Origin of the sequence: Pseudomonas sp. BS-2016 (assembly GCF_001806145.1) — a bacterium.
Lineage (GTDB): Bacteria > Pseudomonadota > Gammaproteobacteria > Pseudomonadales > Pseudomonadaceae > Aquipseudomonas > Aquipseudomonas lundensis.
In genome coordinates this window covers 96,897-121,063 of sequence record NZ_MLCT01000034.1, presented here as the reverse complement: position 1 = coordinate 121,063, position 24,167 = coordinate 96,897, and the positions used below count along the sequence as shown (strand labels likewise).

Here is a 24,167-nt window from a genome sequence, read left to right as displayed (position 1 = left end):
CGGGGGAGTAAAAAGGTGGGGCGATTGTGTCAGGCGGTATGAAAAGCCGAAAGCTTTTCGCACCGCCTGAGTGCGAACCGTCAGTCTTCGCTGTCGGCCTTGAGGCTTTCAGGGGCCTCGTCCAGTGCGGGGTTTTCGCCACTGGTGTGTTGCGGGGTTGGCTGCTGAGTTTCATGCAGGCTTGGGAAGGGGAGGTTTGGGATTTCGTGCATCGTCGCGCTCCTCGCAAGGTGTGTTTTTAAATCGCTGGGTACATCCGCGCTTTTAAAAAGCTAGGGCAGGATACATGACCGGGTGTGACAATTTGTCTTTTTTTGTGTCTGGCGGGGGTGTGTGGCGAACTTTTCATCGTGCTGTTGTCGTGCATCTGCCGGAACGGACGCGGCCGTCCCGGCAGATTCACGGCCTCAGTGCGTGCAGACCTGCGCGATGGCTTTGGCCAGCAGGCCCAGGCGCGTGCCGTCGACCCCGGCCATGTTGGCGCGGCCGGACCCGACCATGTACACACTGTGCTTCTCGCGCAGCAATTGCACTTGATCGGCACTCAATCCAGTGTAGGAAAACATCCCGCGCTGTTGAGTGATATGAGCAAAGTGCTCGGCGAGGCCAAACGGCGTCAGTGCCTCCACCAAGCCGCTGCGCAGTTGCGCGATACGGCTGCGCATGGCCTCGACTTCGCTGGCCCACAGGTGCTTGAGTTGCTCATCACCCAAAATGGTCGCCACCACCGCAGCGCCATGGTCCGGTGGGTTGGACCACAGGTTGCGCGCCAAATAGGCCAATTGACTGCGGATGTCCGTCAGTTTCTCGGCGTCACTGGCGCAGACGATCAGCGCGCCCACACGTTCGCGGTACAGGCCGAAGTTTTTCGAGCAGGAGCTGGTGATCAGCAATTCAGGCAGTTCGCGAGCAAACAGGCGTGTGGACCACGCGTCCTGCTCCAGACCGTCACCGAAGCCTTGATACGCGAAGTCGATCAGCGGCAACAACTCACGCCGCTTCACGACGTCCAGTACCTGATGCCAATCGTCTTGCGACAGATCGAAGCCGGTGGGGTTGTGGCAACAGGCGTGCAACAGCACCACGTCACCTTTGGGCGCCTGTTCCAGCGCCGCCAGCATGGCGGCCACGTTCAGCGTGTTGTCACTGCCCACATACGGGTAGTGGCTGATCTTCAGCCCAGCCGCGGCAAAGATGGTTTCGTGGATCGGCCAGGTCGGGTCGCTCAGCCAGATGCCGCGCCCCGGCAAGCACTGTGCAATGAAGTCAGCACTCAAGCGCAACGCGCCGGTGCCACCCGGGGTTTGGGTGGCGCCCGCACGTTTGGCGCTTAACAGGGGCGAATCGGCACCCAGCACCAGTTCGCTGATCAGTTGGCCAAAACGGCTGTCGCCATGCCCGCCGATGTAGGTTTTGGTCTGCTGCTGGTCCACCAGGCGCTGTTCTGCCTGCTTGACCGACTGCAAAATCGGCGTCAGGCCGTTGGCGTCCTTGTACACGCCCACGCCCAAGTCGAACTTGTCCGGGTTGGTGTCCTGATTGTAGGCGTCCATCAGGCCCAGAATCGGGTCGCCCGGCACCCGGCCAATGGCCGCGAAGTGCCTCACTTGCGACCTTCGGCGGTGCTGGCCACTTCGTCAGTGCGCGCGGCCATGATGAAGTCATTGCGGTGCAGGCCCTTGATGCTGTGGCTCCACCAGGTCACGGTCACTTTGCCCCATTCCGTCAGCAGGCCCGGGTGATGGCCTTCAGCTTCGGAGATCTCGCCGACGGCATTGGTGAACGCCAGGGCGAACTTGAAGTTTTTGAACAGAAAGACCTTTTCCAGCTGCATCACGCCGTCGCGAACTTCGATGTTCCAGTCCGGGATCTGTTTGATCAGTACCGGCAGTTCTTCGTCGCTGACCTGTGGGGCATCGGCGCGGCAGGCTTCGCAGTGGGCTTGGTTCAGTGCGTTCATGGTGTGTTCCTGAAGTCAGTTTTTCTTATGTGTACAAAGAGAAGTCGTAAAGGCGTGCGTCACGCGGCCTTGGGTTTAGGCGGGAACTTGGGCGCATGCAGGCCCAGTGCCATGCCTTTTTCAACCATGCCCATGATGTCTTCGTGGGCCAGGTCGAACAGTCGCTTCAAATCCGGCAGCACAAAATACAGGGGCTGCAGGATGTCGATGCGGTAAGGCGTGCGCATGGCTTCCAGCGGGTCGAAGGCTTGATGTTCCGGTTCTGAAGACAGGCTGTAAACCGTTTCTTTGGGCGATGACAGAATCCCGCCGCCGTAGATGCGTTTGCCGTCGGGGGTGTCGACCAGGCCAAACTCAATGGTCATCCAGTACAGGCGGGCCAAATACACGCGCTGTTCCTTGGTGGCTTGCAGGCCAAGCTTGCCGTAGGTGTGGGTGAATTCTGCAAACCACGGGTTGGTCAGCAGTGGGCAGTGGCCGAAAATCTCGTGAAAAATGTCCGGCTCTTGCAGGTAATCCAGTTCTTCGGGGGTGCGAATAAACGTCGCCACCGGAAACTGTTTATTGGCCAGCAATTCGAAGAAGGTCTGGAACGGAATCAGGGCCGGTACACGGGCGACTTGCCAGCCCGTGGTTTCGCCCAGCACGTGGTTGATTTCGCTCAGTTGCGGAATGCGGTCGTGGGGCAGACCCAGCTTTTCGATGCCTTCCATGTACTCAGGGCAGGCACGGCCTTCGAGCAGCTTCAGTTGGCGGGTGATCAGCGTGTTCCACACGCCGTGCTCGGCAGGTGTGTAGTCGATAAAGCCATCGGCATCAGGCTCGCGGGCGACGTATTTCGTTTGCTTCATGGGGCTCTCCGCAAGGAAATCGTTTTTATTATTCGGTGTGTGGCGATGACCTAGTGATACCCCAAACCCCGCCCTTGTTGCACTGGCGCAAAGCCATGAATGCTGGGATGATGCCCGGCATTCGTAAAGTATTCGTTACGAGTTGAGTGCCGCGCCGAGGTTCTTGTGCTTGCCGACCCTCAAACTGTCACATAAACGTGACGTTGAAATCGTCGAACGGTGAAAAAGCCTACTGTTATGGGACTCAACCGCCCACCTTTTTGAGCCTGCGTCCATGCGTATCAAAGTTCACTGCCAAAACCGCATTGGCATCCTGCGTGACATCCTCAACCTATTGGTTGCCTACGGCATCAACGTCAAGCGCGGTGAGGTGGGTGGCGATCAGGGCAATGCGATCTACCTGTATTGCCCGAACCTGATCAACCTGCAATTTCAGGCGCTGCGCCCCAAGTTTGAGACCATCGCCGGTGTATTTGGCGTCAAGCGCGTCGGGCTGATGCCCAGCGAGCGTCGGCACATGGAGCTCAACGCGTTGCTCGGCGCGCTTGAGTTTCCGGTGTTGTCCATCGACATGGGCGGTTCCATCGTGGCGGCCAACCGCGCGGCGGCTCAGTTGCTCGGGGTGCGCGTGGATGAAGTGCCGGGTATTGCGTTGTCGCGCTATGCCGAAGACTTCGACCTGCCGGAACTGGTGCGCGCCAACAAATCGCGGATCAACGGGTTGCGGGTCAAGATCAAGGGGCATGTATTTCTGGCGGACATTGCGCCCCTGCAACTGGAAAGCGATGACAGCGAGGCCATGGCCGGTGCCGTTCTCACCCTGCACCGGGCTGATCGCGTGGGTGAACAGATCTACAACGTGCGCAAACAAGAGTTGCGCGGCTTTGACAGTATTTTCCAAAGCTCCAAAGTAATGGCCGCGGTGGTGCGCGAGGCGCGGCGCATGGCGCCGCTGGACGCCCCTCTATTAATAGAAGGCGAAACCGGCACAGGCAAAGAGCTGCTGGCCCGGGCCTGCCATCTCGCCAGCCCGCGCGGGCAATCGCCGTTGATGGCGCTCAACTGCGCCGGTTTGCCGGAGTCCATGGCCGAAACCGAGTTGTTCGGGTATGGCCCCGGCGCTTTTGAGGGCGCACGGGCTGAAGGCAAGCTCGGACTGCTGGAACTGACCGCTGGCGGTACGTTGTTTCTCGATGGTGTGGGGGAAATGAGCCCGCGTTTGCAGGTCAAACTCCTGCGTTTCTTGCAGGACGGCTGCTTCCGGCGCGTGGGCAGTGATGAAGAGGTCTACCTTGATGTGCGGGTGATGTGCGCCACGCAGGTGGATTTGTCCGAACTGTGTGCCAAGGGCGAATTTCGTCAGGACCTTTATCACCGCCTGAACGTGCTGTCGCTGCACATCCCGCCCTTGCGCGAATGCCTGGACGGGCTTGAGCCGCTGGTCGAGCATTTTCTGGATCAGGCCAGCCGTCAGATTGGCTGCGCGCTGCCGCGTCTGGCGCCCGCCGCGATGGATCGCCTGCGTCATTACCACTGGCCGGGCAATGTGCGCCAATTGGAAAACGTACTGTTTCAGGCTGTCTCGTTGTGTGAAGGCGGCGTGGTCAAGGCTGAGCATATTCGCTTGCCGGATTACGGCGTGCGTCAGCCGCTTGGCGAGTTCTCGATGGAGGGCGGCCTGGACCAGATTGTCGGGCGTTTCGAGAAAACCGTGCTGGAGCGTTTGTACTGCGAACACCCGAGCAGCCGTTTGCTGGGCAAGCGGCTCGGTGTTTCGCACACCACCATCGCCAATAAACTGCGCGAATACGACATCCTCAAGCCCGGCAAAGACTGAGCCGGGCGCGTCACGTCACCATCGGCAAGGGGTCGCATGGGCGACGCCTTGCCGCAAGCGGCACCCTTGCGCCGTTTTTACGTCTTATCGTCGTCTTCACTTTCCTGCCTTTTACTCTCAGGCCCCGTCAAACCGGGCTTTTTCGCCGTCAAAAAAAAGTTGGTGCGCAAATTGCTTAGTGCTCTGCAGTACAGCGGTGGGCGGCAAGCGTCCGTCAGGCAGAGGAAAGACTGTGGACAAGTACCTTTATGTGGCAATGACCGGCGCCAGCCAGAACGCACTGGCGCAGAAGGCGCATGCCAACAATCTGGCGAACATCTCAACCAACGGTTTTCAGCGTGACCTGGAACAGGCGCGTTCGATGCCGGTGTTCGGTGACAGCTTTCCGGCGCGTGCCTTTGCACTGTCGGAACGCCCGGCCACGGACTTCACCCCCGGCGCACTGGTTGAAACCGGTCGCGACCTGGACGTGGCCGTGCAGGGCAATGGCTGGCTGGCCGTGCAGGCGCCTGATGGCAGCGAAGCCTACGTGCGCACGGCGAGCATGAACGTCGATGCCCTGGGCATTCTGCGAGCAGGCAACGGCATGCCGATCATGGGCAATGGCGGGCCGATTGCCGTGCCGCCGCAGCAACAGATTGAAGTCGGTGAAGACGGCACCATCAGCATCCGCGCCATGGGCGAAGGCCCGCGGGTGATGGCTGAAGTCGACCGGATCAAGATGGTGCAGCCCGACCTGAAAAACATGACCAAGGGCCTCGACGGTTTGATCCACACCAAAGACGGCCAGCCTGCGGTGGCCGATGCCAACGTGCGCGTGGTCTCGGGCTTCCTGGAAGCCAGCAACGTGAACGCGGTGGATGAAATGACCTCGGTGCTGGCCCTGGCCAAGCAGTTCGAGCTGCACATCAAGATGATGAACACCGCCAAAGAAGACGATCAGGCCATGACGCGCGTCCTGTCCATCAGCTAATTATTTAACGCGGCGCCGAAAAACCGGCGCGCGAGGAGAACTGCATGCTTCCGGCACTCTGGGTTGCTAAAACGGGTTTGGCTGCACAAGACACCAACCTGACCACCATTTCCAACAACTTGGCCAACGTATCGACCACGGGCTTCAAGCGTGATCGTGCCGAGTTCCAGGACTTGCTTTACCAGATCAAACGCCAGCCCGGCGCGCAATCGACCCAGGACAGCGAGCTGCCTTCGGGCCTGCAAGTGGGTACCGGTGTGCGCATCGTGGGCACCCAGAAGAACTTTCAGGCCGGTAGCCTGCAAACCACCGAGCAGCCGCTCGACCTGGCCATCAATGGCCGTGGTTTTTTCCAGATCATGCAGCCGGACGGCACTACGTCCTACACCCGTGACGGTACTTTCCACCTCGACTCCAACGGCCAGATCGTGACAGCCAACGGTTTCGCGCTGGAACCGGCGATTGTGGTGCCGCCTGATGCGCAGACCTTCACGGTCGGCCAGGACGGCACCGTGTCGGTGACCATCGCCGGCAACCCGGCCGCGCAAGTGATCGGCAACCTGCAAACCGCTGACTTCATCAACCCAGCCGGTTTGCAGGCGCAGGGCGGCAACTTGTTCCTGGAAACCGCTTCCAGCGGCGCGCCGCAGATCGGTACGCCGGGCCTGAACGGTTTTGGTCTGACCATGCAAAGCATGCTTGAGACCTCCAACGTCAGCACCGTGGAAGAAATGGTCAACATGATCACCACCCAGCGTGCCTACGAGATGAACTCCAAAGTCATCTCCACCGCCGACCAAATGTTGTCGTTCGTTACGCAAAATCTGTAATCACGTAGACAAGGCGGCCTGAAGGTCGCCTGCACTCGCGGGAGAGGTCATGAAACGCTTGTTTTCTGTTCTGGCATTGGGCGGTATCACGTTGCTGGCCGGGTGCGTCAGCCCGCCACCACGGGCCAACGACCCGTACTATGCGCCAGTGTTGCCGCGCACGCCGCTACCGGCGGCGGCCAATAACGGCTCGATCTACCAGGCGGGCTTTGAGCAGAACCTGTACAGCGACCGCAAGGCGTACCGGGTGGGTGACATCATCACCATCACCCTGAACGAGAAGACCCAGGCGAGCAAAAACGCCAACTCGCAGATCGGCAAGAACAGCAACACCAGTATCGGCCTGAGCTCGTTGTTCGGCAGTGGCCTGACCACCAATAACCCGCTGGGCAGCGGTGACCTGAGCCTGAACGCCGGGTACAGCGGCAGCCGGGCGAGCAAGGGCGACAGCAAGGCCGGGCAGGGCAACAGCCTGACCGGTTCGATCACGGTGACCGTGGCTGACGTACTGCCCAACGGCATCATTGCCGTGCGTGGCGAGAAGTGGATGACCCTCAACACCGGTGACGAGCTGGTGCGTATTGCCGGTCTGGTGCGGGCCGATGACATCGCCACGGACAACACCGTGTCGTCGACCCGTGTGGCCGATGCGCGCATCACGTATTCGGGCACCGGCTCGTTTGCCGATGCGAGTCAGCCGGGCTGGTTTGATCGTTTCTTCCTGAGCCCGCTGTTCCCGTTCTAAGCGGACCTTTTATCAGTGTTTTTATTCAAGTGATGGCCCGAACCATGTTCAACCTCAAGCATCTGCTGGCAGCTGTACTGCTACTGTCCACAGCCCTTGGCGCGCACGCCGAGCGGTTGAAGGACATCGCCAGCATTTCTGGCGTGCGGTCCAACCAATTGATCGGTTACGGCCTGGTGGTCGGGCTTAACGGCACGGGCGACCAGACCACGCAAACGCCGTTCACCCTGCAAACGTTTAATAACATGCTCTCGCAATTCGGCATCAAAGTGCCGCCGGGTTCGGGCAACGTGCAGTTGAAAAACGTTGCAGCGGTGTCGATCAGTGCGGACTTGCCAGCGTTTGCCAAGCCGGGTCAGTTGGTTGATATCACCGTTTCCTCCATCGGTAACTCCAAAAGCCTGCGCGGCGGCACCCTGTTGCTGACCCCTCTGAAAGGTATCGATGGCAACGTGTATGCCATCGCCCAGGGCAACCTGGTGGTGGGCGGTTTTGACGCTGAAGGTCGCGACGGTTCGAAAATCACGGTTAACGTACCCTCGGCGGGTCGGATTCCGGGCGGTGCGTCGGTTGAACGTGCCGTGCCAAGCGGTTTCAACCAGGGCAACAGCCTGACGCTGAACCTCAACCGCTCCGACTTCACCACCGCCAAGCGCGTGGTGGACAAAATTAACGACCTGCTCGGCCCTGGCGTCGCGCAAGCCATCGACGGCGGCTCGATTCGCGTCACCGCGCCCCTGGACCCTAGCCAGCGTGTCGACTACCTGTCGATTCTGGAAAACCTGGAAGTGGACCCCGGCCAAGCGGTGGCCAAGGTCATCATCAACTCGCGTACCGGCACCATCGTGATCGGCCAGAACGTCAAGGTATCGCCAGCGGCCGTGACCCACGGCAGCTTGACCGTGACCATTACCGAAGACCCGATTGTCAGCCAGCCCGGCCCGCTGTCCAACGGCCAGACGGCCGTGGTGCCGCGTTCGCGGGTCAATGCACAGCAGGAAGCCAAGCCGATGTTCAAATTCGGTCCGGGTACCACGCTGGATGAAATCGTGCGTGCCGTGAATCAGGTGGGGGCAGCGCCGGGTGACTTGATGGCGATCCTTGAAGCCCTTAAACAGGCCGGCGCGCTGCAAGCCGACCTGATTGTGATCTGAGGCCTGCGTCATGGATATGCGTAAGAGTGGCGTAGTCAGCGGCAGTGATTCGGGTGCGTTCACCGACCTGAACCGTCTGAACAACTTGAAAGTGGGCGACCGCGAAAGCGACGGCAACATGCGCAAGGTTGCGCAGGAATTCGAGTCGCTGTTCCTGAATGAAATGCTCAAGTCGATGCGCTCGGCCAACGAAGTGCTGGGCAAGGACAATCCGCTCAACACCCCGGCGGCCAAGCAATATCAGGAAATGTACGACCAGCAGTTGTCCGTGACCTTGTCGCGTCAGGGGGGCGGCATTGGCCTGGCTGACGTGTTGATGCGTCAGATGTCGAAAAACAAATCGGCGGTGCCGGGCGATACCCCGGCGGCCACCGCACTGACCCCTGAGGCCAAAGTCGCCACCCCAACCGCCGCGGTGACCCCGGCCGACAGCCCGTTTGTACGTTCCAATGGCCAGCGGCCGTTGTGGGCGGCGCGGGTGGCGCTGGCACCGGGTGCAGGGCAGGGCGGTCATCAAAATGACATGGCGCTGCTCAATCAGCGGCGTCTGGCCTTGCCTACCAAACTGACGGACCGGTTGCTGGCAGGCATTGTGCCGTCGGCAGATCCGGCGCGCGCCACGATCAATACGGCGCCCGTGCCGGATCGCACCAGCGCGTCGATGGACGCCGTGCTCAAGGGCAGTCGCCAGCCGATGGTCAGTGCCGCAGGTGCCCAGGGCCGGATGCAGGTGTATGGCCGCGCTGTGGCCCAGCCACCTTTGGCGCCCGCGAAAAAAGCCTTTGAATCGCCGGATGCGTTCGTTGCCACTATGTTGCCAATGGCCCAGCAAGCGGCCGACCGTATCGGCGTCGACCCGCTATATCTGGTGGCGCAAGCGGCACTGGAAACCGGTTGGGGCAAATCGGTCATGCGTCAACAAGATGGCACCAGCAGCCACAACCTGTTCGGCATCAAGGCCACCGGCAGTTGGCAGGGCGCTCAGGCGCGCGCCATCACCAGTGAGTTCAAGGGCGGGCAGATGGTCAAGGAAACAGCGGCGTTCCGTTCCTACGACTCCTACCAGGACAGCTTCCACGACCTGGTCACGTTGTTGCAGAGCAACAATCGTTATAAAGAAGTGCTGAACGCTGCCGATAAACCAGAACAATTTGTACGCGAGCTGCAGAAGGCCGGTTACGCAACCGACCCGAATTACGCCAGCAAGATTTCGCAGATAGCCAAACAAATGAAGACCTACCAGAGCTATGCCTCAACAGGTTCCTTCGCGCATTTATAAGGTTTGAACCATGGCGAGTTTGATCAACATCGGGATGTCGGGGCTGAACGCCAGCCAAGGGGCATTGGCCACGGTCGGCAATAACATTGCCAACGCTAACGCGGCGGGCTATTCGCGCCAGCAAATCGTGCAGGGCACGGCTGGCTCGCAGCAAGTGGGCGGGGTCTTTATCGGCACCGGCACCACGCTGGCGGACGTGCGTCGCGTCTACAACGCCTACCTCGACGCCCAGTTGCAAACCACCACGTCGCTCAATGGCGACGCCCAAGCCTATCTTGACCAGATCGGCCCGATCGACAAATTGCTGTCGGATAAAAGCACGGGCGTTTCTGCGGCGCTGAGCAGCTTCTTCGCCTCGCTGCAAAGCGCTGCAGCGGCGCCGGGCGATGCCTCGTCACGGGACCTGCTGCTGGGCAACGCCAAGACCCTGAGCAACCGGTTCAACTCCATTGCCAGCCAGCTCAACCAGCAAAACGAAGGCGTGAACAGCCAGCTGGAAACCCTGACCTCCATGGTCAATCAGCACACAGCGACCATTGCGTCATTGAACAAGCAGATTGCCCAGGCGACGACCGGGGGCAATACCCCGAACGACCTGATGGATGCGCGCAACGAAGCCGTGCGTTCGCTTAATGAGCTGGTCGGCGTGACGGTGCAAGAACACGACAACGTGTACGACGTCACCCTCGGCACCGGTCAATCCCTGGTGCTGGGCAACACCTCCAATACGCTGTCGGCTGTGCCGGGTAAAACCGACAAGAGCCAGTACACGATTCAGATCAACTACCCGTCTTCCACCTCTGACGTCACCTCGGTGATCAGCGGGGGCAAGATCGGCGGCCTGATTCGTTACCGTGACGATGTGCTGGCCCCTGCGATCAATGAGCTGGGGCGCACCGCGCTGGTGGTTGCCGACGCGATCAACCAACAGTTGGGGCAGGGCCTGGATGCCAACGGCGAGTTCGGCTCGTCGCTGTTCAACAACATCAACAGTGCCAAAGCCATCAGTGAGCGCAGCCTGGCGTCGAGCGGCAACAGCGCGGGTTCGGGCAACCTGGATGTCACCATCACCAACAGCGGCGCGCTGACCACCTACGACTATCAGGTGACATTCAGCAGCAACAACGACTACACGGTGAAGCGCTCCGACGGCACGGTCATGGGGTCCTACAAACTGGACCAAAAACCGGCCCCGGAAATCGACGGTTTTACCCTCAAGCTCAATGGCGGCGGGCTGGACAAGGGCGACAGTTTCAAAGTCAGCCCGACCCGCAGTGGCGCGACCAACATGGGCGTGCAAATGACCGATTCCAGCACGTTGGCGCTGGCCGGCCCGCTGGTGGCGAGCAAGGGTGGCTCCAACAGTGGCACTGGCGTGGTCAGTGGTCTGGACCTGTCTCAGGCGCTGAACATCTACGGCGGCGCGGACCTAGGGCTGGCGCAAAGCGAAATTGAAGGCGCGATGCCCGTACGCCTGGCGTTTGACGAAGCGGTCAACGGGGTTCAGGGCTATCGCGTGCTGAACGAGAAAGGCGAAGAAATCGGCAAGGGCACGATCGTGCCGGGTCAGGACAACAAGGTCACGATCAATGTGCCGGTACTGGACGCCGCCGGTCTGCCGGTGACCAACCCGGACGGCTCGACCAAAACCGTCGGCTTCGAGACCACCATCAGTGGCTCGCCGGGCAAGGGCGACAGCTTCGACATCAAGTTCAACAAGGACGGCAAGGCAGACAACACCAACGCCAACAAACTGCTCGACCTGCAAACCAAACCGACCGTGGGCGTGAACAGCGGCGGGGGTGGCGTAAGCATGGCCACCTCGTACAGCCAATTGGTGTCCAAGGTGGGCGGCAAGGCCAGTCAGGCTCAGGTTGACGGCACAGCCACCAATGCCGCGCTGTCTTACGCAGCTGCCAGCCGCAGCTCGGTATCGCAAGTCAACCTGGACGAAGAAGCGTCCAACCTGGTCAAGTTTCAGCAGTACTACACGGCATCGTCGCAGATCATCAAGGTCGCGCAAGATACCTTCACGACGCTGATCAACAGTATTTAAGGGAGTCATCGACGATGCGTATTTCTACTGCCCAGTTCTTCGAGACCACGTCTTCCAAGTACCAGAGCAACTATTCTTCGGTAATCAAGACCCAGGAACAGATCGATTCCGGCGTGCGCATCCAGACCGCCGCCGATGATCCGGTCGGGGCCGGGCGCTTGCTGCAATTGCAGCAGCAGCAAGACATGCTGGCGCAATACACCACCAACATGAACAGCATTAAATCGTCGCTCGCCAATCAGGAATCGGTGCTGGACACGATCAACAATGCCCTGCAAAAAGCCAGTGAGCTGGCCCTGCAAGCGGGCGGCGGGGTGGTCAGTGATGCTGACCGGCTGTCGATTGCCAACGAATTGGGCAACATTGAAGAGCAAGTGTTCAGTTTGCTCAACAGCAAGGATGCATCGGGCAACTACATGTTCTCCGGCTCCAAGACCGATACGCCGCCGTATACCCGTAACAATGACGGCACTTACACCTATCAGGGCGATGACACACAGTTGAACCTGAAGGTGTCTGACACGCTGACCCTCGCGGGCAGTGACACGGCCAAAAGCATCTTTGATGGTGCTATCAATACCGGTCGCACGCAGGCTGAACTCACCACCAAACCCGCGACGGCTGTGGATGGCACGGTCTCGGTGTCGGGTGGCCTGATCACCTCAAGTCCTGTGTTCAACAAGGATTTTTCCCAGGGCCAGCCTTATCAGGTGGAGTTCCTCAGCAGCACGCAATACGTGGTGCGCGACGGCTCGGGCAACGACATCACCTCCGAGGTGCCGGGCAACGGCGTGTTCGACGCCACCAAGGAAGGCGCTCATAGCATCAGCCTGCGGGGGGTGGATTTTGATATCAACCTGAACCTCAAGGACATCGCGGCAGCGGATCAGGACGATGCGGTCAAGGGCCATATTTTCACCCTGGAAGCCAAGCCTGACTCGTTCAATGCTTCGCGCTCGCCGGGCAATACCTCGACCGCACAAATCACCGGCAGCACGGTGGACGATGCCAAGGTCTATGGCGACAGCTTTCCGGCCAGCGGCGCGGTGATCAAGTTCACCAGCGATACCGAATATGAGATTTACGCGCAGCCGTTGACGGCCAACAGCAAGTCGATTGCCAAGGGCACCATGACAGGCGATTCGCTGACGGCCATGGGCGTGACCTTCGATTTCACCGGTGCGCGCGCGGCAGGTGATCAGTTTGTGGTCAGCGCCAATAATCACCAGAGCCAGAGTGCGCTCGACACCATCAGCCAGTTGCGCCAGGCACTGGCGACTCCAAGCGATGGCGATGTGCTTGCGCAGCAGAAACAGCGTGATGCCATCAACTCGGCCATCGGCAACCTGAAGAACGCCAGCGCAGGCGTGGATACAGCGCGTGGTTCCATCGGTGCGCGGTTGAAAGCGGTAGACACCCAGACGGCGGAAAACGACAGCATGGCCATGGCCAACAAGTCGACCATCGCCGCCATTGGCAACACAGATATGGCAACTGCATCCATCGATCTGGCGTTCCAGAAAGCCATGCTCGAAGCCTCGCAGCTGGCCTTCGTGAAAATCTCTCAGTTGAGCCTGTTCAACAAGATCTGATCCCGCCTTGTGTACCGTGACAGCCCACTCAATGAGTGGTCTGTCACGCTCCGCGCGCTGTAAATCCTCTCTTTCCCCTGACGGCTGGCCCCTGTGGCGGCCTCGGCGTGCGCGTGCTTATCTGAACGTCGCGTTGAAACGTTTTGTATAAACCACACAAAATAGAGTGACCTATGAGTCATAACGCGCATCTTCACTGTATCGTGTGAAACGTACGGGCGGATGCCGGGCCTTTCACAGGCTGTTTTGGGTATTTTCAGGCATCCACATTCGCTGCATTTCTTGCGCGGCGAAGCCCTTTTATTGTTAACGCCCCTCGATTCCAGAGCGGGTGATCTCCAGCTATTCAGTATTGGGAAGCCACCATGATTGGCATTAAAAGCATCGCCAGTTACGTGCCTGCAAACGGCGTAGACAACTATGCCCAGGGTGCGAAGTTCTCCAAGGACGAAGAATTTATTCTGGGCAAGATTGGTTCGGCATTCCTGCCGCGCAAAGATGCTGACCAGGAAACCTCGGATCTGTGTGTCGAAGCGGCCAATGCGCTGTTCGCCAATAACCCCCATCTCAAGCGCGAGTCCATCGACGCGCTGATCGTCATCACCCAAAACGGTGATGAAGAAGGCTTGCCCCACACCGCCGCCATCGTGCAGGACAAGCTCGGCCTGCCGACCCACGTCGCGGCATTTGATATTTCCCTCGGCTGCTCAGGCTATGTGTACGGCCTCTACGCGATGAAGGGCTTCATGGAAGCCACCGGCCTGAAAAACGGCCTGCTGATCACCGCCGACCCGTACTCCAAAATCGTCGACCCTGAAGACCGCAACACCACCATGCTGTTCGGTGACGCCGCCACGGCCACGTGGATGGGCGAAGACGCGCTCTGGCAGCTGGGCAAGGCCAAGTTCGGCACCGACGGTTCGGGCGCGCCGCACCTGAAAGTCACCGATGGCGTGTTCTTCATGAACGGGCGTCAGGTGTTCAACTTCGCGTTGCTCAAAGTGCCGGCGCACCTGCACGAGTTGCTCGATGAATCGGAGCTCAAGGCTCAAGACATCGACGCGTTCTGTATCCACCAGGGCAGTGCGGCTATTGTGGATGCCGTGGCGCGGCGTTTTGAAGGTGAGCCCGAGAAGTTCATCAAGGACATGGTCGAGACCGGCAATACCGTGTCGTCGAGCATTCCGCTGCTGCTGGAAAAACACGCCATGGACACTACCTGGAAGCGCGTAGCGCTGAGTGGTTTCGGCGTGGGCTTGTCGTGGGGCTCGGCGATCATCTATCGCCCCTGAAACGTTTCACGCGGTACCCCAACGCCCGTGGCCGATAAAGCCATGGGCGTTTTACGTTCTGCGGGCGGTGCCTGATAGCGTTTTGGCGACAGGCTAACCCCCTGAAATACAAGGGATGGCACCCGGCCAGTAAAAAATTTCAAAAAAGCCCTCAAGCAACCTGCTTTCACGACGATAACTATTACGAAGGTTCTCTAGGCCACACCCGGCGGTTGCCAGGGCCGGAAGCCGCAGTATTCAACCCACGAGGAATTCGTCATGGCTTTATCAGTAAATACCAACATCACGTCGCTGGGTGTTCAGAAGAACCTCAACAAGGCTTCCGACGCTCTTAGCACCTCGATGAACCGTCTGTCTTCCGGCCTGAAAATCAACAGCGCCAAAGACGACGCGGCCGGCATGCAAATCGCCAACCGTCTGGGCAACCAGGTAAAAGGTCTGAACGTAGCCATCGCCAACGCCAACAACGGCGTATCGATTGCCCAGACCGCCGAAGGCGCAATGCAAGAGTCCACCAACACCCTGCAACGTCTGCGCGAGCTGGCTCTGCAAGCGGCGAACGGTGATAAAAGCGACGCTGACCGTGTGTCCCTGCAGCAAGAATTCACCGCTAAAGTGGGCGAGCTGACCCGTACCGCCAACACCACTACCTTCGGTGGTCGTAACCTGCTGGACGGCTCGTTCAGCAACGTGGCTTTCCAGATCGGTGCTGACGCCAACCAGACCATCTCGTTCGGCATGACCGACATCAGCGCCACTGGCCTGAAAGGTACTTACAGCGAAGCGTCGGTTGACGGCACGGCCATGTCGGGCCTGAGCGCTACTGCTGTAGGCTCGAACATCGGTGGTATGAAAGCGACCACGTCGGCTACTCCACCTGCAGCGGTGACCGCTGGTGGGAAGATTTCCATCAATGGCACTGAAATCACTCTGACGGGTGGTGCTGATGCGGCTACCAGTGGTGTTGCTACTGCCGCTGATATCAACAAGGTTTCGGGTACAACAGGTGTTACTGCCTCTGTTGATGCCGCAACTGGCAAAATGACTCTGACCTCTAAGTCTGACTTCACTATCGAAGACGGCGCTCCTGCAGGTGCTCTGGCTGAGACTGGCCTGACCGCTGCGCCAGCTGCTACCCCTGTCAAGGCTGTTGCGGTTACTGATGCAACTCTTATGGGCTCGGATGGTGGTGTCAGTGTTAACGGCACTGAAGTCAAGTGGGGTGCTGCTGACAGCATTAAAACTGTTATTGATAAGTTGGCTGCTGAAGCCGGTACCGGCGCTACTGCTTCCTTCAAGGATGGTCGTGTAACTCTGACCTCGGGTGACGGTAAAGACATCAAGCTGGCTAACACCGAAAGCGGCTCGCTGTCGCAGTTGGGTCTGTCTGCCGGTACTTCGCAAGCCAAGCTGACTGCTGACACTTCGATCGAACTGAATGGCGTTGAGGTCAAGTTCAAAAAAGGTGACACCTCTGACGCGATCGTTGCTTCGATCAACAGCGCCAGCACCGGTGTAACGGCCAGCAAGAATGCTGACGGCACCCTGAAGCTGTTTGCCGACAAAGACATCACTGTCAAAGACGGTAGCGCGGGCACTGGCTTGGCTGCACTGGGTCTGAAAGATGTTTCTACGGCTGGCACTAAATCTGCCACCACCATGGAAACCACTGTTGCCGATCTGAGCGTTCTGTCTGCAGCTTCTGCCCAGCAAGCAATCCAGGCTCTGGACGGCGCCATGCAGCAGATCGACAGCCAGCGTTCGCAGCTGGGTGCTGTACAAAACCGTTTCGCCAGCACCGTGTCCAACCTGCAAAGCATCGCGCAGAACTCCGCTGCTGCCAAAGGCCGCGTAGAAGACGCCGACTTCGCCGCTGAAACGGCTGAGCTGACCAAGCAGCAAACCCTGCAACAGGCTTCCACTGCGATCCTGTCTCAGGCTAACCAATTGCCATCCTCCGTACTGAAACTGCTTCAGTAATCACGGCGCTTGGTCAATAACGGAAGGGCGCGTTTACGTGCCCTTTCGTTTTTTCAGTGTTGAGGTGATGACATGGACATGAGCGTCAAGCTGAACGCGGCTTACGCCGCCACTGTTGCACAACAGGCTGCCACGCCATCGACGCCGGCTCCTGCCGCGCCGTCCACGGTTCAAGACGCAATGACCCCTGCGCCAGCGCCCAAGCGCGAAGACCTGGAAAAGGCCGTCAACGACATTCGCGAGTTTGTGCAGTCCACCCAGCGACAGCTGGATTTTTCGATTGATGACTCCACCGGTGTGGTCGTGGTCAAGGTAATCGCCACGCACAGTGGTGAAGTGATACGTCAACTCCCCTCAGAAACCGCATTGAAGCTGGCTCAAAGCCTGAGCGATGCCGGTAGTTTGTTATTTCAGACAAATGCCTGAGGTGGCATGAATTTTGTTGTTGTCTGCCGAGAAGGCGCAGTTAGCCAATAAACCGGCAGCCAACGAAAAGGAGATAAAAGATGGCCAGTTCAACGATAAGCGGCGTCGGTTCGGGGGTTGATACGCAATCCATCGTTAAGGCCTTGGTCGCTGCCGAAAAGGCACCCAAGCAGGCGCAAATCACTGCCCAACAAACCAACACGACTATCCAGTTGTCGTCGTTAGGGACGGTGAAAAGTGCGCTGGAGGCTTATCGCACGGCCATCGACAAGCTCAAGGATCCCTCCAGCTTTAGCGGTATGGCGGGTTCGAGCTCGGACGACAAGAAGTCCAAGGTGACGATTGACGCCACCGCGTCGACCGGCAAATACGATCTCGTGGTAGAGCAGTTGGCCACTGCCTCCAAGGTGAGCAGTCCGGTGTACACCGATGGCGCCTCGTCAATCGTCAACACGACCGACGAAGCCACCACGCTGACCATCTCTCAGTCAGGCGTTGACTACAACGTCAACGTGCCCGGCGGCGCAACCCTTAAAGAAATGCGTGAAGCCATCAACACGCAGCTGGGATCTAAAGGGATCAGTGCCAACGTCCTGACAGATGCGTCGGGTTCGCGACTGGTGCTGACGTCCTCGACGATGGGCGAGGGTACTGATATCACCTTGAGCGGCGACTCGGACTTGTCCAAGGGGGCAACCACTCTGATTCATCCGCAGAACGCCAAGTTCACCATCGACGGTTTGGCGATGGAATCAAAGAGCAACAAAGTCGATTCTGCCATCAGCGGTGTGACGCTGGAGCTGTTGGTGGGGGATAAGGCTGCCACAACGATTACCGTGGGTGCCAACACCGACACATTGAAAACCTCGGTTCAAAGCTTTGTCTCGGCGTACAACACGCTGATGACTGCGATCAATACTCAAACGAAAGTCACGGCGACCGGCGATGCGGCAACTACGAAATCGGGCGCCCTGACCGGTGATGCTTCCATGCGTCAGTTGGTCTCCAGCTTGCGCAATGAGCTGCTCAACAGCAGTGGCGGCGGCTTGTCGCAAATGGGTATCAGCACCGACTCTAAAACGGGCCTGTTGACTCTGGATGACAAGGCGTGGACCAAGGCGGTCGCCACGCAGAGTGGCGCAACCAATATTGCCAAAGTGTTCACGGGCGACGCGGGTCTGATTTCACGCATGACCAAATCGACCGCGTCCTATGTCGGTACAACCGGCACACTGGCGCAGCGTTCCACCGACCTGAACAACAAGCTGACCGACCTGACCACCCAGCAAGCCGAGCTGGACCGTCGCATCGATAGCCTGCAAACCTCGTTGTCGGCCAAGTACAACGCCATGGACACCCTGGTAGCGCAGCTCAATGCCAGTAGCTCCAGCATCATGACCACGCTTAACGCGCTGAATAATCCCAAGTCGAATTAAAGCCGGGTGGGCCGGGCCGGTTAAAGTTTTGGCCGGCCCGGTCGACACAGGTTAGTAAGTCCACCTATTTTTGCCGGTCACCTGTTACGAGGTAGAAACATGAACCCGATGCGCGCCCTTCGTCAGTACCAGAAGGTCAATTCCCACGCTCAAATCTCCGAGGCCAGCCCGCACCGGTTGATTCAGATGCTGATGGAAGGTGCTCTGGAGCGTATGGCACAAGCCAAAGGTGCCATGGCTCGGGGGGATATTCCTCAGAAGGCTTTGCTGATCACCAAGACCATCGACATCATCACGGGCTTGCGTGCGGGCCTGCGTGAAGAAAATACCGATGACAAAGAAGCGTTGCGTCAGTTGGACAGTCTGTACGAGTACATGACCAAGCAATTGACCTTGGCTAATGCCAAAAACGAGCCAGAACTGATCGACGAAGTCGCCCGCCTGCTGATCACTGTCAAAAGTGGTTGGGATGCAATCGCGCCAGAATAAGCCTGCCGGTCCCGAGGAGTGCGTCATGAGCCAATTGCAACGAATTCAACAAACCCGTGATGCGCTGATCGATGCCCTGGCTGAGCGCAACTGGGAAGCCATCGGCGAGCTGGATACCGCTTGTCGGGATTGTGTCGAGAGCGTGCTGGCCGAAAAGCCGGTGGACGAAGCCGTGCTGCGCGAGAACCTTGAGGGCTTGCTGGTGGTGTATCGCATGCTGCTGGAGGCCGCCACAGGGGAGCGGCAGCTCGTGGTTGACCAGATGGCGCAGATCAATCAAGCAAAAAGTGCTTCAAAGGTTTACCATCTGTTCGGTTAAGACCTAAAAATTTTGTGGTTAAGCGTGTTTGTAGCGCCATAAAATTGACTGCATACAATTTTTTGACTTAACTAGTGCTGTTTTCTGATTTCAGTCGTCTTAAATATCCAAACGGGTCAAGGCGTCTACCTTGCCCCTCAATCAGGGCATTGAGTTGACTAGGGAAGTTGCTATTGCATGTGGCGTGAAACCAAGATTCTGCTAATCGATGACGATAGCGTCCGTCGCCGCGACCTGGCGGTGATTTTAAATTTTCTGGGCGAAGAAAATTTATCCGCCGCGAGTAGCGATTGGCAGCAGGCTGTCGGTTCCTTGGCGTCCAGCCGCGAAGTACTCTGCGTGCTTGTAGGCGACGTGAGCAGTCCGGGCGGGGCTTCGAGCTTGCTTAAGACACTCGCCGTGTGGGATGAGTTCCTTCCCATTTTACTTTTGGGTGATATTTCTTCGGTCGACCTGCCCGAAGACCAGCGCCGCCGCGTGCTGTCCAGCCTTGAAATGCCCCCCAGCTACAGCAAGTTGCTCGATTCGCTGCACCGTGCCCAGGTCTACCGCGAGATGTACGACCAGGCCCGTGAGCGCGGTCGGCACCGTGAACCGAATTTGTTCCGCAGCCTGGTTGGCACCAGCCGAGCGATCCAGCACGTGCGCCAGATGATGCAGCAAGTGGCCGACACCGACGCCAGTGTGTTGATCTTGGGCGAGTCCGGGACCGGTAAGGAAGTGGTCGCGCGCAACCTGCATTACCACTCCAAGCGCCGTGACGCGCCCTTTGTGCCTGTTAACTGCGGGGCGATACCCGCCGAGTTGCTCGAAAGTGAACTGTTCGGCCATGAGAAGGGCGCATTCACCGGCGCCATCACCAGCCGCGCCGGGCGTTTTGAACTGGCCAACGGCGGCACGCTGTTCCTGGATGAAATCGGCGACATGCCGCTGCCTATGCAGGTCAAGCTGCTGCGCGTGTTGCAGGAGCGCACCTTTGAACGTGTGGGCAGTAACAAAACCCAGTGCGCCGACGTGCGCATCATTGCCGCGACCCACAAAAACCTCGAAAGCATGATTGAAGTCGGCGCCTTCCGCGAAGACTTGTACTACCGCCTCAACGTCTTCCCGATTGAAATGGCGCCGTTGCGCGAGCGCGTCGAAGACATCCCGTTGCTGATGAACGAACTGATTTCGCGCATGGAGCACGAAAAACGCGGTTCCATCCGCTTCAATTCAGCCGCCATCATGTCTTTGTGCCGCCACGGCTGGCCGGGCAACGTGCGTGAACTGGCCAACCTCGTGGAGCGCATGGCCATCATGCATCCCTATGGGGTGATCGGCGTGGCCGAGCTGCCGAAGAAATTCCGCTACGTGGACGACGAAGACGAGCAATTGGTCGACAGCCTGCGCAGCGACATGGAAGAGCGCGTGGCCATCAACAATGCCACGCCGGATTTCACTGCCACGGCCATGCTGCCGCCCGAAGGGCTGGACCTCAAAGACTACCTCGGTGGTCTGGAGCAGGGCCTGATTCAGCAAGCGCTGGACGACGCCAACGGCATCGTGGCCCGTGCCGCAGAGCGGCTGCGCATTCGTCGAACCACCTTGGTGGAAAAGATGCGCAAGTACGGCATGAGCCGTCGTGAAGGTGAAGAACAGGCGGATGATTGACGCCTGTTTTTTAACCTGTTGATTTTCAAGCAATTTTTTTTAGGCACGGGTATTGCTAAGTCTCTGCTAACGAACCGTTTAATGACGGTCAGCCACGCGAGAAAGTCCCATGCCTCAGTCCGCCCCGCAGTCCTCCGTCCCTGATCTCGCAGGGCACGCCATGTCTCTCGCCGTTCAGCCCTTGAACCCGGTTGAACAGGCCAGCCGGGAAGGGCTTGAGCAGGCGTTCTCGCTGTTCAGTCAGATGTCGACTCAATTGACCGATTCCTACAGCCTGCTGGAAGCCCGGGTGACCGAGCTCAAGGGCGAGCTGGCGGTGGTCAGCGCCCAGCGCATGGCCGAACTGGCGGAAAAAGAGCGGCTGGCCAATCGCCTGCAAAACCTGCTGGACCTGCTGCCGGGCGGCGTGATCGTGATCGACGACCGCGGCCGTGTGCGCGAGGCCAACCCGGCCGCCTGCGAGCTGCTGGGGCTGCCGCTCGAAGGCGAACTGTGGCGGCATGTGATCACGCGCTGCTTCGCGCCCCGTGAAGACGACGGCCATGAAATTTCCCTGATTGACGGTCGACGCCTGTCGATTTCCACCCGCTCGCTGGATGCCGAGCCGGGTCAACTGGTGCTGCTCAACGACCTGACAGAAACCCGGCGCTTGCAAGATCAGCTGGCCCGCCATGAGCGCCTGTCTTCCCTGGGTCGCATGGTGGCGTCGCTGGCGCACCAGATCCGCACGCCCTTGTCGGCGGCGTTGATCTACGCCAGTCATTTGACTGAACAACAGTTGCCGGTCGAGACCCAGCAGCGCTTTGCCGGGCGCCTTAAAGAGCGCTTGCATGAGTTGGAGCATCAGGTGCGGGACATGCTGGTGTTTGCCCGCGGAGAACTGCCCCTCACCGACCGCATTGCCCCCAAAGCGCTGATGCAGGCACTGCAGGCCGCCGCGCAACCCCACGTCGAAGGCATTGCCATGCGCTGGCAGTGCGATATCCATGATGGCGAGCTGCTGTGCAATCGCGACACGTTGGTCGGTGCGCTGCTCAATCTGATCGAAAACGCCCTGCAAGCCGGCACGGCGCAGGTGCGCCTTAAAGTGCACGTGTACGCACGGGGCAACACCTTGCGCTTGTGCGTGAGCGACAGCGGCAGCGGCATCGAGCCGCAGGTGCTGGAGCGTTTGGGCGAGCCGTTTTTCACCACCAAAGCCACCGGCACCGGTCTGGGGCTGGCCGTAGTCAAGGCCGTGGTGCGTGCGCATCAGGGCCAACTGCAGCTGCACTCGCGGCGTGGGCGTGGCACCTGCGCGCTGCTCAGCTTGCCGTTGCTCAGCCTGCAGGCGACGGCGTGCGCGGGGGAGGCGAGCTGATGGCAATGCGCATCAATGTGCTGCTGGTGGAAGACGATCGTGCGCTGCGTGAAGCGTTATCCGACACTTTGCTGCTGGCCGGGCATCGGTTTCGCGCCGTGGGGTCTGCTGAAGAAGCGCTGGAGGCGGTCTCGGCCGAAGCGTTCAGTCTGGTGGTCAGCGACGTCAACATGCCGGGCATGGACGGTCACCAATTGCTCGCCCTGTTGCGGGCGCGGCAACCCCAACTGCCGGTGTTGTTGATGACCGCCCACGGCGCGGTGGAGCGCGCGGTGGACGCCATGCGTCAAGGCGCGGCGGATTACCTGGTCAAGCCGTTTGAACCCAAGGCGCTGCTGGAGCTGGTGGCACGCCATGCGCTCGGCAGTGTGAGCGCAGCTGACGCGCAAGGCCCGGTGGCCATCGAACCGGCCAGTGTGCAACTGCTGGAGCTGGCGGCCCGCGTGGCCCGCAGCGATTCCACGGTGCTGATCTCGGGCGAGTCCGGCACCGGTAAAGAAGTCCTGGCGCGTTACATTCATCAGCACTCTCATCGGGCGACTCAGCCCTTTGTCGCGATCAACTGTGCGGCGATTCCGGACAACATGCTGGAAGCGACGCTGTTCGGCCACGAAAAAGGCTCGTTCACCGGGGCGATTGCGGCGCAGGCGGGCAAGTTCGAGCAGGCGGACGGCGGCACGCTGCTGCTGGACGAAATCTCAGAGATGCCGTTGGGCCTTCAGGCCAAACTGTTGCGCGTGTTGCAGGAGCGCGAAGTCGAGCGGGTCGGCGGGCGCAAGCCGATTGCCCTGGATATTCGGGTCGTGGCCACCACCAACCGCGATCTGGCGGGCGAAGTGGCGGCGGGGCGGTTCCGGGAAGATCTGTTCTACCGGCTGTCGGTGTTTCCGCTGGCCTGGCGCCCGTTGCGCGAGCGCACCGCCGATATTCTGCCGCTGGCAGAGCGCCTGCTGGCCGAGCACATCAACAAAATGAAACACACCGCCGTGCGCTTTTCAGCGGATGCGCAAGCGTGCCTGACCGGCTACGGCTGGCCGGGCAATGTGCGTGAGCTGGACAACGCAATTCAGCGCGCCCTGATCCTGCAACACGGCGGGCTGATCGAAGCGGCGGATTTTTGTCTGTCCGGGTCGGTGGCCTGTGCGCCGCTGTCCTCTTCAAGCAGCGCCAGATTGCCGGCGCCTGCTCAAACCTCCAGCGAACTGACCGGGGAATCGGCGGGGGCCTTGGGCGATGACCTGCGCCGTCGCGAGTTCCAGATGATAATCGACACCTTGCGCGCCGAGCGCGGTCGCCGCAAAGAGGCCGCCGAGCGTTTGGGCATCAGCCCGCGCACCCTGCGCTACAAATTGGCGCAAATGCGCGATGCCGGTATGGATGTCGAGGCGTACCTGTTCGCCACCCCTTGAACGCAGACGCTCATCACCGCGCAGGGTCGTGCCCCTTCGGTGCGACCACGCGCCGCTCATCTGCCTGCGACCTTTTGTAACGCGATTTGTTCCAGATCAATAAATAACTGGCACCCTTGTTGCTAACACCTCAGTAGATGCTGTGTGAGTGTCAAAAAATTGCGGGCCGTCGGAGAGAGTAGTCCATGAGCCAAGGTATTGAATTTAATCGAATGATGTTGGACATGCGGGCCATGCAAATGGACGCCATGGCCCAGCCGAAATCGGCGGTGCAAGCGCCTGCCGAACTGGGCGCCCCCAGCTTCTCCGATATGCTCGGCAACGCGATCAACAAGGTCAGCGAAACCCAGCAGGCGTCGACCCAGTTGTCGAACGCCTTTGAAATCGGCAAGAGCGGCGTTGACCTGACGGACGTGATGATTGCATCGCAGAAAGCCAGTGTTTCTTTTCAGGCATTGACCCAAGTGCGCAACAAGCTGGTTCAGGCGTACCAAGACATCATGCAGATGCCGGTTTAAGGACGTAT

General features: G+C 59.4%; 22 protein-coding genes. 18 read left to right on the top strand and 4 right to left on the bottom strand.

The window, feature by feature from the left end; all coding sequences use genetic code 11:
• Window positions 1-80 precede the first annotated feature (80 nt).
• The 4 genes from BKD70_RS25445 to phhA all read right to left on the bottom strand — a co-directional run bounded on the left by BKD70_RS25445 (window position 81) and on the right by phhA (window position 2,811).
• Window positions 81-212: a hypothetical protein gene (locus BKD70_RS25445; RefSeq protein WP_255163946.1), complete on the bottom strand. Its 132-nt coding sequence runs from the start codon at window positions 210-212 to the stop codon at window positions 81-83.
• Window positions 213-407: 195 nt separating this feature from the next.
• Window positions 408-1,607 carry an amino acid aminotransferase gene (locus tag BKD70_RS18110; RefSeq protein WP_169859522.1) on the bottom strand — a complete coding sequence of 400 codons (1,200 nt, stop codon included), beginning with the start codon at window positions 1,605-1,607 and terminating at the stop codon, window positions 408-410.
• Window positions 1,604-1,960, bottom strand: a complete 357-nt coding sequence (locus tag BKD70_RS18105; RefSeq protein WP_047275993.1) for a 4a-hydroxytetrahydrobiopterin dehydratase — start codon at window positions 1,958-1,960, stop codon at window positions 1,604-1,606. The genes BKD70_RS18110 and BKD70_RS18105 overlap by 4 nt, the downstream gene beginning before the upstream one ends.
• A gap of 59 nt (window positions 1,961-2,019) precedes the next feature.
• Window positions 2,020-2,811 carry a phenylalanine 4-monooxygenase gene (gene phhA / locus BKD70_RS18100; RefSeq protein WP_047275991.1) on the bottom strand — a complete coding sequence of 264 codons (792 nt, stop codon included), beginning with the start codon at window positions 2,809-2,811 and terminating at the stop codon, window positions 2,020-2,022.
• A 274-nt stretch (window positions 2,812-3,085) separates the two neighbouring features.
• Here phhA and BKD70_RS18095 point away from each other — a divergent pair, with 274 nt between their 5' ends.
• From BKD70_RS18095 to fliE, 18 genes are all read left to right on the top strand, one after another.
• On the top strand, window positions 3,086-4,648 hold the full coding sequence (locus BKD70_RS18095; RefSeq protein WP_047275989.1) for a sigma-54-dependent phenylalanine hydroxylase transcriptional regulator PhhR: 1,563 nt from the start codon (window positions 3,086-3,088) through the stop codon (window positions 4,646-4,648).
• A 232-nt stretch (window positions 4,649-4,880) separates the two neighbouring features.
• A complete protein-coding gene (locus BKD70_RS18090) occupies window positions 4,881-5,621 on the top strand; it encodes a flagellar basal body rod protein FlgF (RefSeq protein WP_047275987.1) in 741 nt (246 codons plus the stop codon).
• A gap of 44 nt (window positions 5,622-5,665) precedes the next feature.
• Complete coding sequence (flgG, locus tag BKD70_RS18085) at window positions 5,666-6,451, top strand: flagellar basal-body rod protein FlgG (RefSeq protein WP_047275985.1); 786 nt, start codon at window positions 5,666-5,668, stop codon at window positions 6,449-6,451.
• A 49-nt stretch (window positions 6,452-6,500) separates the two neighbouring features.
• A complete protein-coding gene (gene flgH, locus BKD70_RS18080; RefSeq protein WP_047275983.1) occupies window positions 6,501-7,196 on the top strand; it encodes a flagellar basal body L-ring protein FlgH in 696 nt (231 codons plus the stop codon).
• Window positions 7,197-7,240: 44 nt separating this feature from the next.
• A complete protein-coding gene (locus tag BKD70_RS18075) occupies window positions 7,241-8,350 on the top strand; it encodes a flagellar basal body P-ring protein FlgI (protein WP_047275981.1) in 1,110 nt (369 codons plus the stop codon).
• A gap of 10 nt (window positions 8,351-8,360) precedes the next feature.
• Window positions 8,361-9,629, top strand: a complete 1,269-nt coding sequence (gene flgJ, locus BKD70_RS18070) for a flagellar assembly peptidoglycan hydrolase FlgJ (protein ID WP_047275979.1) — start codon at window positions 8,361-8,363, stop codon at window positions 9,627-9,629.
• A 10-nt stretch (window positions 9,630-9,639) separates the two neighbouring features.
• Window positions 9,640-11,685 carry a flagellar hook-associated protein FlgK gene (gene flgK / locus BKD70_RS18065; protein ID WP_047275977.1) on the top strand — a complete coding sequence of 682 codons (2,046 nt, stop codon included), beginning with the start codon at window positions 9,640-9,642 and terminating at the stop codon, window positions 11,683-11,685.
• Between the two features lie 14 nt (window positions 11,686-11,699).
• Window positions 11,700-13,277, top strand: a complete 1,578-nt coding sequence (locus tag BKD70_RS18060; protein ID WP_047275976.1) for a flagellar hook-associated protein 3 — start codon at window positions 11,700-11,702, stop codon at window positions 13,275-13,277.
• A 365-nt stretch (window positions 13,278-13,642) separates the two neighbouring features.
• Window positions 13,643-14,569 carry a ketoacyl-ACP synthase III gene (locus tag BKD70_RS18055; RefSeq protein ID WP_047275974.1) on the top strand — a complete coding sequence of 309 codons (927 nt, stop codon included), beginning with the start codon at window positions 13,643-13,645 and terminating at the stop codon, window positions 14,567-14,569.
• A gap of 258 nt (window positions 14,570-14,827) precedes the next feature.
• Entirely contained in the window at window positions 14,828-16,549 is a 1,722-nt protein-coding gene (locus BKD70_RS18050) for a flagellin (protein WP_047275971.1), read from the top strand.
• A gap of 72 nt (window positions 16,550-16,621) precedes the next feature.
• Window positions 16,622-16,975, top strand: coding sequence for a flagellar protein FlaG (locus tag BKD70_RS18045; protein WP_047275969.1), 354 nt, complete (start codon window positions 16,622-16,624; stop codon window positions 16,973-16,975).
• 80 nt (window positions 16,976-17,055) lie between these two features.
• Window positions 17,056-18,411 carry a flagellar filament capping protein FliD gene (gene fliD, locus BKD70_RS18040; RefSeq protein ID WP_047275967.1) on the top strand — a complete coding sequence of 452 codons (1,356 nt, stop codon included), beginning with the start codon at window positions 17,056-17,058 and terminating at the stop codon, window positions 18,409-18,411.
• Window positions 18,412-18,510: 99 nt separating this feature from the next.
• Complete coding sequence (fliS, locus tag BKD70_RS18035) at window positions 18,511-18,900, top strand: flagellar export chaperone FliS (RefSeq protein WP_047275965.1); 390 nt, start codon at window positions 18,511-18,513, stop codon at window positions 18,898-18,900.
• A gap of 25 nt (window positions 18,901-18,925) precedes the next feature.
• Complete coding sequence (locus BKD70_RS18030) at window positions 18,926-19,219, top strand: hypothetical protein (RefSeq protein WP_047275964.1); 294 nt, start codon at window positions 18,926-18,928, stop codon at window positions 19,217-19,219.
• 177 nt (window positions 19,220-19,396) lie between these two features.
• Complete coding sequence (locus BKD70_RS18025; RefSeq protein ID WP_047275963.1) at window positions 19,397-20,872, top strand: sigma-54 dependent transcriptional regulator; 1,476 nt, start codon at window positions 19,397-19,399, stop codon at window positions 20,870-20,872.
• Window positions 20,873-21,032: 160 nt separating this feature from the next.
• Window positions 21,033-22,232, top strand: coding sequence for a PAS domain-containing sensor histidine kinase (locus BKD70_RS18020; RefSeq protein ID WP_052892185.1), 1,200 nt, complete (start codon window positions 21,033-21,035; stop codon window positions 22,230-22,232).
• 5 nt (window positions 22,233-22,237) lie between these two features.
• Window positions 22,238-23,641 (top strand): sigma-54 dependent transcriptional regulator, encoded by a 1,404-nt coding sequence (locus tag BKD70_RS18015; protein WP_047276204.1) that lies wholly within the window; start codon window positions 22,238-22,240, stop codon window positions 23,639-23,641.
• Between the two features lie 185 nt (window positions 23,642-23,826).
• The gene (fliE, locus tag BKD70_RS18010) at window positions 23,827-24,159 is read left to right on the top strand and encodes a flagellar hook-basal body complex protein FliE (protein ID WP_047275959.1); all 333 of its coding nucleotides are present in this window, start codon (window positions 23,827-23,829) and stop codon (window positions 24,157-24,159) included.
• The last annotated feature ends 8 nt before the right edge of the window (window positions 24,160-24,167 follow it).